Below are 15,878 nucleotides of genomic sequence, written 5' to 3' on the forward strand. Positions count from 1 at the left end.
GTTCTTCGTGGTCACGGGTTTGCCGTGGTCGGGCTCCTGGGGCAAAAACTTCAATGCGCTTGCGACGAGCGCGAATATCGGTACGCCGGCGGGCGCTTGGGGCGGCTTGCCCCTGCAATCATCCGTGCCGGGCAAGGCCAGCGTCGCGACCGCTTCGAACAATGCCGGCGAACATCGTCACGACGCCGGCAACGGCGATTCCATGCCTGGCATGGTGATGAGCGATCTACCCTTGACGCAAACACCGTGGGCCGTCACGAACGCCGCTGTTCCCGAGTCGCACGCAGCGGAAGGCACACGCCTGCCGTTGCAGCGCGTGATGGATATCGCGGCATCGCTTGGCGTGGGAAGCGGCTATGACATCGTGGTGCCATCGACAGCAACGGGCGTCTACACCGTCTCCTGGTTCCCCGCCGATCCGAAACTCGAACGCACCCTCTACGTGGATCAATACAGCGGCGCGGTGCTCAAGGACATCCGCTATCGGGACTATGGCGCAGTTGCGCAGGCGGTTTCGTACGGCACGTCGCTGCACATGGGCCGATACTTCGGCTTTTGGAATCAACTTGCGTGCGCGTCGATTTCGCTCGGCCTCGCGGGGATGGCCGTCACCGGCTTCGTCATGTGGTGGAAGCGTCGCCCGCAACGCACGCTCGGCGCACCGGCGCGTGAGCGACTGGCGCCGCCCATGCGCGCATGGAAGACCGGACTCGCGCTGCTTGGCATCGTATTCCCGTTGATGGGACTCACCATGCTCGCCGTCTGGCTGATGGACCGGCTGATGTTCGATCGCGCGTTTCGCCGCATCGCATCATAAGGACATGACGCGCGTCACTTCGCCGACGCTGCACGGCTTGCGTTGAGTGACGTCTGATCGATGAACGCGGTGACGTCGTCGAGCACTGGTGCAACCTTGATGAGCGGCGACAGCGCGCGCACCGGTCGCCCCACGCTCCCGACGATCATCGCGTGATTGATGCCCGCGTACTGCTTCACCTCGACGCTGTCGCCTGCTTCGTTGGCACGCGCCGCGAACCGGAACGCGTTGCCGGGATCGACCGTTACATCCGACAAACCGACGCCCAGAAAGAGCGGCGGCTCGTGGCCAGTTACATGATTGATCGGCTGGCTCGCCGCTCTGAGACTCGCGGGAAAGATGCTCCTGAGCGCATCGTCCTTCAAGGGCAGGAAGTCATATGGACCGGACAATCCTATCGCGCCAGCAAGCGAACTCGTCTCCACGCCATCGGCGGCTAGATAGTGCTTGTCCGTGACGAGCAGCATGACGATATGCGCGCCCGCCGAGTGTCCCATCAGGAAGATGCGCTCAGGGTCTGCGCCGTAGTCTTTCGCATGCGCCTTCGCCCATGCAACGGCGGCAGCCGCGTCCTCGACGAAACCTGGAAAAAGGGTGGACGGATATAAGCGGTAATCGGGAATGACCGTAACGATGCCGCGCGACGCCAGCGCCTCGCCCACGAAGAGGTAGTCACGACGGCTTCCCGATTGCCAGCTTCCGCCATAGAAGAACACGACCATCGGCCGGCCGCGTGGGTTATCCGTGGATGCGCGCGGCACATAGATATCGGCTTCGTGCCTGTCGCCTTCTGCATAAGGAACGGCGCGTTGTACATCGAAATCATTGCTTGGCACGAGTGCATTCAGGAGCCTGACGGGACTGCATGCGGTCAGCGCCGACAACACGGCAAAGCAGGAAACGAGCTTGAGCGATAAGCGGCGAGACTGTAGATACGGCATGTCGGATGAAGAAGTTGAAGAGAGCGATTGACGCCACTTACGCTATACGCAAGTGCGTGTCTTGCGGATGCAAAAACATCTTTATTCGAGCACCGTCATGTTTCCCGATGCTCGTCCCGCATCGAGTAAAGAACTCGTCAACCACCGAATAGATGCAAGCATGTGTTACAGCGCGAATCTCTTCGCACGATCTTCAACGTATCCGTCGACGTGGCTGCCAGACATATCGGTCGAGTCTGCTCACCATCGAAACAGTCCGTTGGAGAAGCGCGGCGCATGCCCCTTCGTCCATGCGGAAAACATGTACGCCCATCTACCTGAGATAAAGGAGACTGACATGCTCGAAGATATTGCGGTGACATCGGTGCTCGACCGTCGAGTGGAACGACGTGAAAAGCGGCGCCAGTTCTTTCGGAGTGCTGGTGGCCTGGGACTAGGGCTCGTCGGCGGCACGATTCTCGGCGCCTGCGGAGGCGGCTCGGGCGATAACGCCAATGCCGCGACCGGCCCAACCGATGCCGAGATTCTCAACTTCGCATTGAATCTCGAATATCTCGAAGCAACGTTCTATGCCTACGCAACGACCGGCGCAGGACTCCCCGCCAATCTCATGAGCGGCGTGGGCACGCCAGGCAAGGTCGTGGCCGGACAACAAGTCCAGTTCTCCGATCCCGTCGTCGCCGCTTATGCACGCGAGATTGCCAAGGATGAACTGGAGCACGTGGCGTTCCTTCGCACGGCGTTAGGCGCATCCGCCGTGGCGATGCCCGCGCTCGATGTCGGCGGTGTCGATCCGAACGGGGCCTTCTCGCTCGCGGCCCAAGCGGCGGGCCTGGCTCCGGCTGGCACGGCGTTCAACCCTTATCTGAACGACAACAACTTCCTCCTCGGCGCCTATATATTCGAGGACGTGGGCGTGACCGCTTATAAGGGCGCGTCGCCGCTCATCACGAACAAGACCTATCTGGAAGCGGCAGCGGGCATTCTCGCGGCCGAGGCCTATCACGCGGGTCTCGTTCGCACGGTGCTCTATACGAAGGGTATTCAGACACCTAGCCTCGTGACCGCGACGCAAGCCATTTCCGATGCGCGCGATTCGCTCGATTCGTCCAGCGATGTCGATCAGGGTATTGCGGGCGCGTCGTCGCAAATCTCGAACATCGTCCCGCTCGATAGCAACGGCATCGCGTTCAGCCGCTCGTATGACGATGTGCTCAACATCGTTTATCTGAGCAAGGCGGCAGTGAACAAAGGCGGCTTTTTCCCGGCAGGCGTCAACGGCAGTCTGAATATGAGCAGTGCCTTCGTGTAAGTCTTCGCATCACGGGTAGGTTCATCGCGCGGCTCGCTTGCATGGGAGTCGCGCGGAATTGCTTTTACCGCTCAAAGGAGCGTCGAATCATGGGTGACACATCGGTCGGAGACTGGAGAATGCGCGTGCGGCTCAGCGTCGTCGGGTGTTTTCTCGCTGGCGGTGCGCTGTTGCAATGCATGGCGTCGCTGCACTTGTTGCGAGGCGGCTTTTAGCAGATTCGCGCGCCTTCTCGTAGGTTCAGGTGCCGAGCATGGCGCGTACGCGATCAAGCAGCGCCTCCGTCGAAAACGGCTTGGTGAGCATCTGCATGCCTGTATCCAGCGAGTTGTTCGCGGTCGCCGCTTGCGCATAGCCCGTGATGAACAACACCGGCAACGCGGGATGATGCATACGGGCGGCATCGGCCATCTGTCTGCCGTTTAGGCCAGGCAGGCCCACGTCCGTAATCAGCAAGTCGACCGGCGTCATGCTTTGCAAAACAGCGAGCCCCGAGGGACCGTCGTGCGCGGTCATCGTCTTGTAGCCCAGGCGCTCGAATAAATCCTGGAGCACCTGGCGAACGGTTTCGTCGTCATCGACGATGAGGATGGTTTCGCCCGCGCCCGTGCCGATTTCCTTGCGGTGGACCGACGCGTCCGGTGCCGCGTTCGCCTGTTCCATCTCTTCAGGAAGAAACAGTCGCACCACGGTGCCGACGCCGACGCTGCTATCGATGGTCACGAAGCCGCCGGACTGGCCGACGAAGCCATAGACCATCGACAATCCGAGGCCCGTGCCCTGCCCTAGCGGCTTGGTCGTAAAGAACGGCTCGAACGCCTGATTGACGACGTATTGCGGCATGCCGGAGCCGGTGTCCTTGACCGCGATGCAAACGTACTGTCCGGGGCGCGCATCCTTGTGCATGCGTGCCTCTTTCTCGCTGATCGTCTTGCGCGATGTCTCGATGGACAACGACCCGCCGTCGGGCATGGCGTCGCACGCGTTGATCGCGAGATTGAGCAAGGCGCTTTCGAGCTGGTTCGTATCGCAGAGCACGAAGCACGGCTCGGCATCCGCGACGACGGAAAGCGCGATGGTCTCCTTCGCCATCTGCTGAATCAGGTCTTCTAGCGATACGACGAGCTCGCGAATATCCACCGACTTCGGCGCGAGCGGCTGCCTGCGCGAAAACGCCAGCAGACGATGCGTGAGCCCCGCCGCGCGCTTGGCCGAAGAGATCGCCATCTCGATGAAGCGATCGAGGCCAGCGGTATTGCCTTTCGTGACGAGATGCCGGATGAGTTCGAGCGGTCCGATCACGCCTTGCAGCATGTTGTTGAAGTCGTGCGCGATGCCGCCGGTCAGATGCCCGACCGCTTCCATTTTCTGACTCTGGCGCAGCTGCTGTTCGAGGTCCCGCTGCGAAGTCATGTCTATGCCGACGCCCGTGCGCCGCACCGGCACGCCTGCATCGTTGAAATGCGTATTGCCGCGCGACAAGACCCAACGGGTAGAACCGTCGGGATGACGAATGCGATATTCGAGTTCGAGATCGCCGCTGCGCACGAGGCCGCCCGACATCGTGGACTGCAACGCGGCGCGGTCGTCCGGATGGACATTCGCGAGAAATCCCTCGCGCCTGATGCCGCGCGCGGCTTCGTTGGCGTCGATGCCGTAGAGCTCCGACACGGCTGCATCGCAGAAAAAGCAGTCGCTTGCGACCTCATACGTCCACGCGCCCACGCCGCTGACCGCCGACAGCGCAAGCCGCGCGAAGTCTCGAGAATCGTTCAGTGCGATCTCGCGCTCGCGCAGTTCCGTGATGTCGCGCGCCACGATGAAAATGCGTCCGCGCATGCGATCCACTCGACCGTCCAGCAGACGATAACTGCCCGAAGCCGTGCGCATGCGACTTTTGAATTCAGCGGTGGAACCGTCGCGATCGAGCTTTTGCAGTGCGTGCAGCGTTTCCTCGCGGTCTTCCTCATGCACGAACTCGCCGAGATTCTGGCCGATGATTTCGTCGAGCGACCAGCCGAGATTGCGCGTCCACGCGGGATTGACGTTCGCGAGCGAGCCTTGTTCGTCGGCGACGGCCAATAGATCGCGACTGAGTTGCCACAGCACTTGTTCGTGCGCGTCGTCGCGTGAATTCAGTTGCGCACGCAAGGACTCGATTTCGGCCTGAAGCGCCGCAACGTCCTGATGCGAGGAAGATTCGTCTGTCATCGACTAAAGACTAAAGGCTAAAGGCTAAAGGCTAAAGGCTTTCAAAAGAAACTCTGCGTGCCGAATGCAAGCGATTCGCCGACGATAATACCGTTTTGTCGGCAACGTGAAGGCGTGCGTCGCGGCAACCGACGAGTTTAAGCGGATATGGGTTTTCGCGCGGGATTCGGCCGGCGCGTGGCGCGACTTACCGTCGCATGCAATCGATGTCATACGGCGCGTTCGCGTCGAATACGCGGCGGCGGTCAGCAGAATTCAAGGCGCGGTTGATACCATGCACGCCATTGCACACTCGCACTCTCGCCTGTCTTCTTATGTCGCTCATCAGTTTGCTCGAACCGTGGGAGCCGTCGTACGCGCTGGTTGCCGTGTTTATCGTCGTGGCCGGGCTGTTTGCGCGCGGCGCGCGAAAGGCGCGCATGAGCGTGGCGCGGCGCATCGCGTTCTGGACCGGACTCGTCCTCTTCTACATCGCGCTGCACACGAAAGTGGACTACTACGCCGAGCATCAGTTCTTCGTGCATCGGTTGCAGCATCTCGTGCTGCATCATCTGGCGCCGCTCGTTCTCATGGCTTCGTATCCGGGCACCGCGCTGCGTGCGGGCCTGCCGTTCGCCTGGCGGCCCCTGCTACGGAACTGGCAACGCAGTCGCGGCGCGCGTCTGCTCGGAGCGGTACTGCTGAATCCTACGGTCATCGGCATGGCGTTCATCGTGTCGGTGCTCGTGTGGCTGCTGCCTTCAATCCAATTCGTGTCGATGCTCGACTGGCGCATCTATCGCTTCATGAACTGGTCCGTCGCGATCAGCGGACTCATGTACTGGTGGATGATCCTCGATCATCGCCCGAGCCCGCCGAGCCGCGCGCGGCCTGGCTTGCGCGTGCTGTCGCCCGTCATCACCATGACGCCGCAAATTCTGGCGGGTGCGTTGATCACCTTCAGCTCGCGCGATCTCTACCCAGTGTTCGAAGTTTGCGGTCGCGCGTTCACGTCCGTTCCGCCCGCGCTCGATCAGAGCCTCGGCGGACTCATCATGTGGGTGCCAGCCGCCGTGCTGGAAACCGTCGGCGCGATGATGGCGCTGCGCTTGACGATGCGTCTGTCGAACTCGCCGCGCGAAAAGGCGCGTCAGGCATCGAGGAGAAGGTCGGCACGACAGGACCGCGTTCACCCGGTCACACGCTAGGCCGCGTGCCCGTGTTTGCAGAAAAGCGCGACGCCACGAAGGCCGGGATGTTTTCGGGCGTGACCACCACGACCGACGACGACAGCGCCACGCCCGAAGCAGGAAGCAGCTTGTGAAACTGCATCACGTGCTGGCAGGCCGAACGCATGTCTTGCCGAAGATCGTGGTGCAGCACAGCGGAGATCGCGCCCTCGCGCAGCAGATGCGTGTTCTCCCGGTCCAGATCGTGCGCGACGAAACACTTCGGCCGAAGCCCCAATGCTTCGAGCGCTCGGAGTATCGCGACATTGCCGCCGCCGATCGAATAGACCGCCGCGATTTTTTGGCCACCGCCGACAGCCTGCCTCACGCGTTCTTCCGTCGCCGCGTCGAGACCGTGGCCACCGCTGGCATCGATCAAGGCGAGCCGCGGGTTGCGCGCGCGTAGTGCCTGCCGGAAGCTCAGTTCGCGTTCCTCTTCGCCGCGAAAACGTTCGTGGCTCAACGTGACGAGCACATTGCCCGGCCGCCGACCCAGCCACTGTCCGATGAGATACGCCGCCGTGGCGCCTGCCGCGCGGTTATCGAGGCCCGCGTAGGTGATTCGGCCGGACGACGGGATGTCGGTGAAAACCGTCACCACCGGAATGCCACACGACTGAAGCTCGGCAATCGCGCTCGCAATCTCCGGCACATCGCGCGCTTTCAGGAAGACGCCGTGACTGCCCCGGCGCGCGATGTCGCGCAGCGCCTGAACCACCTCGGACGCAACCATGCTTTCGCGCATGAGATAGCGCATACGGAACACGGCGGGATGCAGGCCCGGCACTTCGGCTTCCAGCGCCTCGCGAATCTCGTCGGCGAATCGGCGCGGCGCTTCCACGACGACATCGACGACTATCTTGCGGCCCGTCGTCGCCAACTGGAATTGCTGCTGTTCCAGTTCCCTGATCGCCTGTTCGATACGCCGCCGCGTATGTTCGCGCACGTGCGCCCGCCCGTTCAGCGCGCGGTCCACGGTGGCGGTGCCGACACCCGCCTGAAGCGCGATTTCCTTGATCAGAAACGGGTGAGACATGGCTTCGCGTCCCGGCGTTTTGATGTGTTTTTGATGTTTCGATGATAACGCAGCCCGCGTCGATAAGACTAAGCTTGTCGCCAGAGTGGAGGAGACACCATGACGTCGGCGCAGCGGTCGGGCTGGTATCGGGAAGAGGATTGTTCGGTGAGCGACTTCGTGGCGCAGGTCGAAGCCGCGGATGACATTGAAGCGCTCGAGTACTGCGCCGAAGTGCGCGAGCGCATCCCTGTTTATGCGTGCCCCGAACTCGAGAACGTGCTCGGCGATGCCGCGCGTCGCCAGTCCTTGCTCGCGGAATGGGCGCACGTGCTGTCGAAGGGCGCCGGTGTTTTCGTGCTTCGGGAAGCGTATGCGGATACCGCGCCCATCGACGAAGCTACCGAAGTCTTCGAGGCAATCATTCGCGAGGAACGCGCTGCGGGCGGCGGCAAGGCGGACCACTTCGCCAAGGCCGGAGCGAACGACCGCATCTGGAACGCGCAGGAAAAGCTCTGCCTGAAAGCGCCAGCCGTCTTCGCTCGATACTTCGCCAACCCCGTCATCGCGGCTGCATCGGAAGCGTGGCTGGGGCCGGGTTATCAGATGACATCGCAAGTGAATGTCGTGCGGCCGGGCGGTGCGGCGCAGCAAGCGCATCGCGACTTCCACCTCGGTTTCCTCACGGTCGACGAGGCGCAGCGCGTTCCCGCGCACGTTCACGCAATGTCGCCGTTTCTCACTTTGCAAGGCGCGGTCGCGCATGGCGACATGCCGGTTGAAAGCGGTCCCACCAAGCTGCTGCCCTGTTCGCAGCGCTATGCCGAAGGCTACGTCGCGTGGCGGCGGCAAGACTTCCGCGACTACTTCGAAGCGAACTTCGTGCAGTTGCCGCTGAAAAAGGGCGATGCAATCTTCTTCAGCCCCGCGCTATTTCATGCGGCCGGCTCGAACCGGACCACGGACGTTCAGCGCATGGCGAATCTGCTACAGGTGTCGTCGGCGTATGGACGTGCGATGGAGTCGCTCGACCGCAACCGCATGTGCGCCGCGCTTTATTCCGTGCTGCGCGAGATGCGTGCCGAAGGACGCATCACGAATACGGAAACGCGGACGATCATCGCTTCCTGCGCGGAAGGCTACGCGTTCCCGACGAACCTCGACATCAATCCGCCGCTCAACGGTCTTGCGCCAGCCACACAGCAGGATCTGTTCAACCAGGCAATCGAAGAAGCCTGGTCCGCGCAACGGTTCGATGACGCGCTCACCCACTACGCGTCGCTCGGGCGCACCGCTTGACCTTCCAACGGGACTCGACAATGACGATCGACATCATCGGACGGCGCATCCGTCTTGGACTCGTAGGCGGCGGACCGGGCTCGATAATCGGCGAGACGCATAGGATCGCGGCGCGGCTCGATGGTCAATACGAGATCGTCGCGTGCGCGCTGACTTCGGACGCCGTGCGCTCGCGCGAGGCGGGCATTGCGCTTGGCATTGTTGCAGAACGCGCGTATGGCTCGTGGCAGGAGATGCTGCAAGCCGAAGCTCAACGTCCCGACCGGATGGACGTGGTCGCCGTCATGACGCCCAACGACTCGCACTACGACATCTGCATGCAGGCGCTGGATCGCGGATTTCATATCATCTGCGACAAGCCGCTCGCGCACGGGCTCGCCGCCGCGCGGGACATTGCGCGCAAGGTCGCCGAGACACACGCCGAATTCTGCGTGACCTACTGCTACACCGGTTACCCGATGGTGCGACAAGCGCGCGACATGGTCGCGGCGGGTGAACTGGGCGAGATCAGGCAAGTGCATCTGCAATACATCCAGGGCTATTTCGCGGACCACGACTTGCCCTCGGGATGGCGCACCGAGGGCAAACGCGGTGGCGAGTCGCTCGTCCTCATGGATATCGGCACGCACGCGTTTCATCTTGGCGGCTTCGTCACGGGACTCGACGTCACGCAAATCTGCGCGGACCTCGGCTCGGCCATTCCCGGCCGCCAGGTGGACGACTATGTCGGCGCGTTGACGCACTACGGCAACGGCGCGCGTGGCTCGTTATACGTGACCAATGCGGCCGCGGGTTCCGAGCATGGCCTGAGCTTTCGAATTCATGGCGACGCGGGCGGCCTGGAATGGCATCAGGAAGAGCCGAACCGGTTGATCCATCGGCGCAAGGATGGCTTCGAACAGATCATCACGCGCAGACTCGGGCCCGCCACGAGCCAAGGCGCGCAGCAATCGACACGCATTGCGATAGGGCATCCCGAAGGTTACTTCGAGGCGTTTGCGAATCTGTACACCGAGTTCGCGAAGCGCGTCGCCAACCGATTGGCCGGGCGCGATGTCTCCGGCGAAGCGACGCTCTACCCGGGTGTCATCGACGGCGTGAAGGGCCTCGCTTTTGTCGCGGCGGCGGTGCAAAGCGCGAACGCCGGACGCTGGACGGATGTGGCCATCTAGAGCGTCTTATCCGGCACGACGATAAAGCCTCCGGCCTCGTCGCCGAAGGCGCGCGTGTTGCCTTCGACAAAGCGCTGCGCCGTGACCGCGCAGAGCGCTGCATCCACGAAGTCGATCGATTTCAGCCGCGTCGTTTCAAAGCCCAGGTCTTCGAGAAGGCGTCGGCGCTGCACGCGCTTCAGCTTCGCCGACGCGACTTCGCGCCCAAGGAGCGCACATGTCGTCGCGTGCGGAAACGTCTCGATGGCGACTGCCTTGCCCGAGTATCGATTCGTTTCGAGAATGGGATGAGTGTTCGCGAATGCATCGTACACACGCGCGCCGTTGATCATCCAGTCGAAGAACCCGCTCGGATTCGATTCCGCGCGTTCGAGCGTTGGCGTCGAGAAACAGGAGATGCGTTCGCGCGCCAGTTGCCGCTCGGCCGTGCGCCCAACGCCTTCCGCTCCCCAACGACAAGGGGCATCGATGGCGACGACAGCGACGCCGAAGCGCAGGCACTGCTCGTGTAATTCGAGCGGATGCGTGCTGGTCAAAACGCATTCGATGCCGCGGCCCCTCACGATGACCAGATGAAACCCCTTCTTCGTCCCGCCGACATCGATACCGGCCACGAATTTTTGATCGACAACGCTCAACTTGTTCCTCTACTCTTATCAGGAAGTACTGCCGCGTGCGCAAATGCGACCTGCTGGTGCCTGTTTGCGCGGTATGACGATTGCTACGGATTGCGAATAAGCGTCGCCGCGAAATAAAGGCGAAGCTCAAGAGCCGACCTGAGAGACCGGCTCGGGATGTCAGACAAAGAGCGAAAGCCGCATTGAAATGCGAAGTTTTCGCCTATTCCGAGGACAGTGACATGCGTACCAATATCGGCCCGCCATCCGACATGGCTAATCGGGTGCGCTCGTCCGGAGGTCTTCAATGACCGGCGCCGCCACGTCCTCCAAAGACGCATCCGACGAAGTTTCGAGACATACCCCCGACTTCCAGACCGCGCGCCGGCGACTCATGGCCGCGCTCGTCACCTCCGTTACGGTTCCCCTGCTGTGCGCGGCATTGTACGGCTACGTTACGTACGATCGCGCCATTCACGAAAAGCAGATTGCGCTCGACCGTCTTGCGTGGATCGCCGAGTGCAAGCTCGTCAACCTTCTCGATCTGAATCGCGAACTTTTTGCACGTGTCGGAGAGGCAATCGGCCCGACCGACGAGGCCACGCTGCGCACCCAACAGGTGCAGTTGCACGACACGCTGAGTGCGCTCGTCACCAAGCTGCCGCACGTGGCGGCGCTTTCCGTGGTTGGACGAACCGGCCAGATACTCGCGACAAGTAAGCAGACGCCCGCGCCTGCCGTATCGATAGGCGACCGGGACGACTTTCTGGCCACGCGCGCCGCGCACGCACCGCTGTATGTGTCGATGCCAGTGCGCGGCCGGATGGCAGGCCTTGATATCGTGAACGAACTCGTTGCGCGGACCGCGAGCGACGGGCGCTTTATCGGCGCGGTGGTCGTTTCGCTCGACCGGAATTATCTGCTCGACTTCTATCGCCAGCTGCTCGTGGACAATCCTCGACTTACGCTCGGTCTGTATCGACAGGACGGCGGCATTCTCGTGCGTCTGCCGGCGCCGAAGCTCATGAATGCGCCGACGCATCATGTGCCGCTCGCCAACGCGTTCGCGCGCAAGGTGTCCATCGGCTCCCTGCGAGGCGATTCACCGCTCGATGGCGGCCAGAGCATGATGGCGTTTCGCGAGGCATCGAATTACCCGGTCTATGTATCGGCGAGTTATGCGATGAGCGACGTGATACACGACTGGTGGCACGACGACATGCTGGTGGCCGGACTTGCGCTCGTGCCATGCGTCTGCCTGTGGTTTCTCGTCGTATTTTCGCTGCGCCGCCTCAAGGCGGAAGAAGCGGCTTGGCTCAACTGGCGCCGCGAACTGGCGATGCGCCAGCGCGCCGAAGACGCGACGCGGCATCTGCAACGCATGGGCGCGCTCGGTAATCTCGTGGCGAGCGTGGCACACGACTTCAACAACCTGCTGATGGTCGTCACGGCCAACATGGAGCTCGTGCGGCGCAAGAACTATATCGGCGTCAGGAACGAGGTGAACGCGGTCGAGCGCGCGTCCATCAATGCGCGAGTCTTGGCTCGCCGGCTGATGAGCGTCGCACGCAAGCAGCCGTTGCAACAGCGCGTGCTCAATCTGAACCGCTGGCTCGAACAGGCGGAGCCGCTGCTCCATTCGGCCATGAGCAGCAAGATCACGGTGCAAATCAATGCGCCGGACGCGCTCTGGATGGTCAAGGTCGATCCTGTCGAGCTCACGTCCGCGCTCGTCAATCTTGCCGTCAATGCGAAAGACGCGATGCGTGGCGGCGGCCATTTCATCGTCACCGCGCGCAATACCTCGTTCAGCAGCCGGCGCTACAGCGTTCCGCCCGGCGATTACGTGGTGATCGAAAGCCGCGACACCGGAACCGGCATGAGCGACGAAGTGGCGCACCAGGCTTTCGAGCCGCTCTTCACCACGAAGGCAGCGGGCGCTGGCACGGGCCTCGGACTCGCTCAGGTACTGGCCATGGCCGAGCAAGCCGGAGGCACGGCGCGACTGGAGACGACATGGGGAAAAGGCACGACCGTTTTCATCTACCTTCCACGCTGGACGGGCGCCGCGCCGCTCGAAGCAGACGAAGCGGAACCGGTCAGCGTGCCTTTGATCGACAATGAGACGTCCGTGCTGCTGGTCGAGGACAACGAGGAAGTGGCGGCGGGACTCGTCGCGGTGCTGGACGTGCTCGGCTGGCAAGCGCGCCACGAGTCGGACGGAGACGCGGCCATGCGCGTATTAAAGGAGGGAAACCGATTCACTCTGGTACTGTCCGACATTCAGATGCCGGGCTGCGACGGAATTTGCCTGGCCGAATGGATAAGAAAACATTTGCCCCGGCAAGCGGTCGTGCTTATGACAGGTTACGCTGATCATCTCGCCGAGGCGCGTCGCCTGGGTGTAACCGTTCTGGCGAAACCGTTTAATACCGACGACCTCAGGGCGCTCCTTACCGGAGTACCGATGACTTACCCGGAATGAGCGCCGGCACATATGCTTTACTACACAGATACGCCCCTGTGATAACAATTTTTAGGCGAATAACGCAAGTCGAGGATGGCCGCTATGTCACAAGTCGAACATGAAATTCAATCCGCATTCCTGGATGCCCTGATAGCCGAACGAAAAACCGTCTGGGTTTTTCTCGTGAACGGTATAAAACTCACCGGCGTCATCGAGTCTTTCGATCAGTACGTCATTGCCGTGCAGTCGCCGGTAGGCTCGCAGGCCATCTACAAGAACGCGATCTCCACTGTGTGCGAGCCGCATACGCTGCCGCCGAGAAGGACGGACGAACGTACGCCGATGGCGCGCGTGCAGCGTCCGCGACGCGCGTAACGAACAACCCGTTGCGCACTTTATCCGTAAAGACCGGCTCCCTGTTTGTTGCACTGTGGTTGTGGGCCGGCGCGGTCCGGGCCGACGTGGCGTGCTATCCCGTCGGCACGGCAATCACGCTTTTCGGCACCGCCGTGCGTGAAGACGTGGAATCGAGCGATGGCTCCGTCAGGACCGCCTGGATGCTCGCAATGGACCCGCCCCTGTGCGTCGTGGACAGGCGGTTTTCGCAGGACGCGCTGGGACGGCTCATGGTCCCGCGCATACAGCTCATTGGCGTGCCGCCGCCTCCGGTGCGGGTCCCTATCGCCGTTACTGGCACGCTCTCCACGCGCAATGCGCCGCAGTATTTCATCGTGCCGAGCGCCATGTGGGTAACGCCACCCCGGCCACCCCAGCCACCCCAGCCGCCCGTATCGCGGTAAAACCGCCAAAGCCGCATCCAGCGGTCGTTTCAGGGCCTGTGGGATAATATTGGGATTGCCCGCGGCGAAGCTCAAAAGGTCGTTCGCACGGGCGCATGTCCGGCCGCTCATCCCCTGGCCCGCATTCTTCCCCGCGACTCCTCGAAATCACAATGCCCGCATACCGTTCCAAAACCTCCACCGCCGGCCGCAACATGGCGGGAGCGCGCTCGCTGTGGCGCGCCACCGGCATGAAAGACGAAGACTTTTCGAAGCCGATCATCGCCGTCGTCAATTCGTTCACGCAGTTCGTTCCCGGACATGTCCACCTGAAAGATCTCGGTCAGCTCGTCGCGCGCGAGATCGAGGCGGCGGGCGGCGTCGCCAAGGAATTCAACACCATTGCGGTCGATGACGGCATCGCCATGGGTCACGACGGCATGCTGTATTCGCTGCCGAGCCGCGAGATCATCGCGGATTCGGTCGAGTACATGGTCAACGCGCACTGCGCCGACGCCATGGTCTGCATTTCCAATTGCGACAAGATCACGCCGGGCATGTTGATGGCCGCCATGCGCCTCAACATTCCGGTTGTCTTCGTGTCCGGCGGACCGATGGAAGCCGGCAAGACGCATCTTGCCAATCCGAAGACCAAGGCAATCGAGTTCAAGAAGCTCGATCTGGTCGATGCCATGGTGATCGCCGCCGACGCCTCCTACTCCGACGCCGATGTCGCCGAGGTCGAACGCTCCGCGTGCCCGACGTGCGGTTCGTGCTCGGGCATGTTCACGGCCAACTCGATGAACTGCCTGACCGAAGCGCTCGGTCTGTCGCTGCCGGGCAACGGCACGGTGGTCGCCACGCACGCGGATCGCGAGCAGCTTTTCAAGCGCGCGGGGCGCCGTATCGTCGGTCTGGCGCGGCAGTATTACGAGCACGAGGAAGACCGCGTGCTGCCACGCTCGGTCGGCTTCAAGGCGTTCGAAAACGCGATGACGCTCGACATCGCCATGGGCGGCTCGACCAACACGATCCTGCACTTGCTGGCCATTGCACGCGAGGCGGAAATCGACTTCACCATGACGGACATCGACCGCCTTTCACGCGTCGTGCCGCAACTGTGCAAGGTCGCGCCGAACACGAACAAGTATCACATCGAGGACGTGCATCGCGCGGGCGGCATCATGGCTATCCTCGGCGAACTGGATCGAGCGGGCAAGCTGCATACCGACGTGCCGACGGTCCACGCGCACACGCTCAAGGACGCGCTCGACGAGTGGGACATCAAGCGCAATCCCGACGATGCCGTGAAAACCTTCTACATGGCCGGTCCCGCAGGCGTGCCGACGCAAGTGGCGTTCAGCCAGAACACGCGTTGGCCGAGTCTCGATACGGATCGCGCCGAAGGCTGCATCCGCTCGTATGAACACGCGTTCTCGCGCGAAGGCGGACTGGCGGTGCTCACGGGCAATATCGCGCTGGACGGCTGCGTGGTGAAAACGGCTGGCGTGGACGAGAGCATTCTGGTGTTCGAAGGCACGGCTCATGTCACCGAATCGCAGGACGAGGCGGTCGAAAACATTCTGAACGACAAGGTCAAGGCGGGCGACGTGGTGATCGTGCGCTACGAAGGTCCGAAGGGCGGACCCGGCATGCAGGAGATGCTTTATCCGACGAGCTACATCAAGTCCAAGGGGCTCGGCAAGTCGTGCGCGCTTCTCACGGACGGGCGTTTTTCGGGCGGCACGTCGGGGCTGTCAATCGGTCATTGCTCGCCCGAAGCGGCGGCGGGCGGTGCTATCGGCCTCGTGCGCAATGGCGACAAGATTCGCATCGACATTCCGAATCGCACTATCGACGTGCTGCTGTCGGACGACGAGCTCGCGCGCCGCCGCGAAGAGCAGAACGCCCGAGGCTGGAAGCCGGCCGCGCCGCGTCCGCGCAAGGTATCGACCGCGCTCAAGGCTTACGCCAAGCTCGTGATGTCGGCGGATAAGGGCGCGGTGCGGGACGCTTCGCTGCTGGACGTTTGAGGTCGTC

At 62.3% G+C, this 15,878-nt stretch carries 14 protein-coding genes; 10 read left to right on the plus strand and 4 right to left on the minus strand.

Translation table 11 applies throughout. From position 1 onward, the window contains the following. Positions 1–817: PepSY domain-containing protein (locus P9292_RS36565; RefSeq protein WP_309964368.1), on the plus strand; the 817-nt coding region annotated here is incomplete at its 5' end. A 14-nt stretch (positions 818–831) separates the two neighbouring features. On the opposite strand, the gene P9292_RS36570 is transcribed toward P9292_RS36565, so the two are convergent. Continuing rightward, positions 832–1,653, minus strand: coding sequence for an alpha/beta hydrolase (locus P9292_RS36570; RefSeq protein ID WP_309964370.1), 822 nt, complete (start codon positions 1,651–1,653; stop codon positions 832–834). Positions 1,654–2,095: 442 nt separating this feature from the next. Between P9292_RS36570 and P9292_RS36575 the strand changes: the two genes are divergently transcribed. Both P9292_RS36575 and P9292_RS36580 read left to right on the plus strand, forming a co-directional pair. Then, on the plus strand, positions 2,096–3,070 hold the full coding sequence (locus P9292_RS36575) for a ferritin-like domain-containing protein (protein WP_244831796.1): 975 nt from the start codon (positions 2,096–2,098) through the stop codon (positions 3,068–3,070). A gap of 89 nt (positions 3,071–3,159) precedes the next feature. Beyond that, complete coding sequence (locus tag P9292_RS36580) at positions 3,160–3,285, plus strand: hypothetical protein (RefSeq protein ID WP_309964372.1); 126 nt, start codon at positions 3,160–3,162, stop codon at positions 3,283–3,285. A gap of 25 nt (positions 3,286–3,310) precedes the next feature. On the opposite strand, the gene P9292_RS36585 is transcribed toward P9292_RS36580, so the two are convergent. After that, positions 3,311–5,281, minus strand: coding sequence for a PAS domain-containing protein (locus tag P9292_RS36585; RefSeq protein ID WP_309964374.1), 1,971 nt, complete (start codon positions 5,279–5,281; stop codon positions 3,311–3,313). A gap of 314 nt (positions 5,282–5,595) precedes the next feature. On the opposite strand from P9292_RS36585, the gene P9292_RS36590 reads away from it, so the two are divergent. Next, entirely contained in the window at positions 5,596–6,468 is an 873-nt protein-coding gene (locus P9292_RS36590) for a cytochrome c oxidase assembly protein (RefSeq protein WP_309964377.1), read from the plus strand. Here the strand turns inward: P9292_RS36590 and P9292_RS36595 are convergent. Beyond that, entirely contained in the window at positions 6,458–7,525 is a 1,068-nt protein-coding gene (locus P9292_RS36595) for a LacI family DNA-binding transcriptional regulator (protein ID WP_250494911.1), read from the minus strand. The two genes, P9292_RS36590 and P9292_RS36595, sit on opposite strands and share 11 nt — an antisense overlap. A gap of 99 nt (positions 7,526–7,624) precedes the next feature. On the opposite strand from P9292_RS36595, the gene P9292_RS36600 reads away from it, so the two are divergent. Together P9292_RS36600 and P9292_RS36605 are read left to right on the plus strand one after the other, a co-directional pair. After that, on the plus strand, positions 7,625–8,803 hold the full coding sequence (locus tag P9292_RS36600) for a phytanoyl-CoA dioxygenase family protein (protein ID WP_309964380.1): 1,179 nt from the start codon (positions 7,625–7,627) through the stop codon (positions 8,801–8,803). Between the two features lie 20 nt (positions 8,804–8,823). Then, positions 8,824–9,975 (plus strand): Gfo/Idh/MocA family protein, encoded by a 1,152-nt coding sequence (locus P9292_RS36605; protein ID WP_250469863.1) that lies wholly within the window; start codon positions 8,824–8,826, stop codon positions 9,973–9,975. Here P9292_RS36605 and P9292_RS36610 read toward each other — a convergent pair. Then, positions 9,972–10,613 (minus strand): DUF429 domain-containing protein, encoded by a 642-nt coding sequence (locus tag P9292_RS36610; RefSeq protein ID WP_309964382.1) that lies wholly within the window; start codon positions 10,611–10,613, stop codon positions 9,972–9,974. The two genes, P9292_RS36605 and P9292_RS36610, sit on opposite strands and share 4 nt — an antisense overlap. 286 nt (positions 10,614–10,899) lie before the next feature. On the opposite strand from P9292_RS36610, the gene P9292_RS36615 reads away from it, so the two are divergent. The 4 genes from P9292_RS36615 to ilvD all read left to right on the plus strand — a co-directional run bounded on the left by P9292_RS36615 (position 10,900) and on the right by ilvD (position 15,871). After that, on the plus strand, positions 10,900–13,077 hold the full coding sequence (locus P9292_RS36615) for a response regulator (RefSeq protein WP_309964384.1): 2,178 nt from the start codon (positions 10,900–10,902) through the stop codon (positions 13,075–13,077). Between the two features lie 84 nt (positions 13,078–13,161). Next, entirely contained in the window at positions 13,162–13,434 is a 273-nt protein-coding gene (gene hfq, locus P9292_RS36620) for an RNA chaperone Hfq (RefSeq protein ID WP_244831805.1), read from the plus strand. Between the two features lie 11 nt (positions 13,435–13,445). After that, positions 13,446–13,859, plus strand: a complete 414-nt coding sequence (locus P9292_RS36625; protein ID WP_309964386.1) for a hypothetical protein — start codon at positions 13,446–13,448, stop codon at positions 13,857–13,859. 152 nt (positions 13,860–14,011) lie between these two features. Further along, positions 14,012–15,871 (plus strand): dihydroxy-acid dehydratase, encoded by a 1,860-nt coding sequence (ilvD, locus tag P9292_RS36630; protein ID WP_309964388.1) that lies wholly within the window; start codon positions 14,012–14,014, stop codon positions 15,869–15,871. Positions 15,872–15,878: the final 7 nt, after the last annotated feature.

Source organism: Caballeronia sp. LZ001, from assembly GCF_031450875.1.
Lineage (GTDB): Bacteria > Pseudomonadota > Gammaproteobacteria > Burkholderiales > Burkholderiaceae > Caballeronia.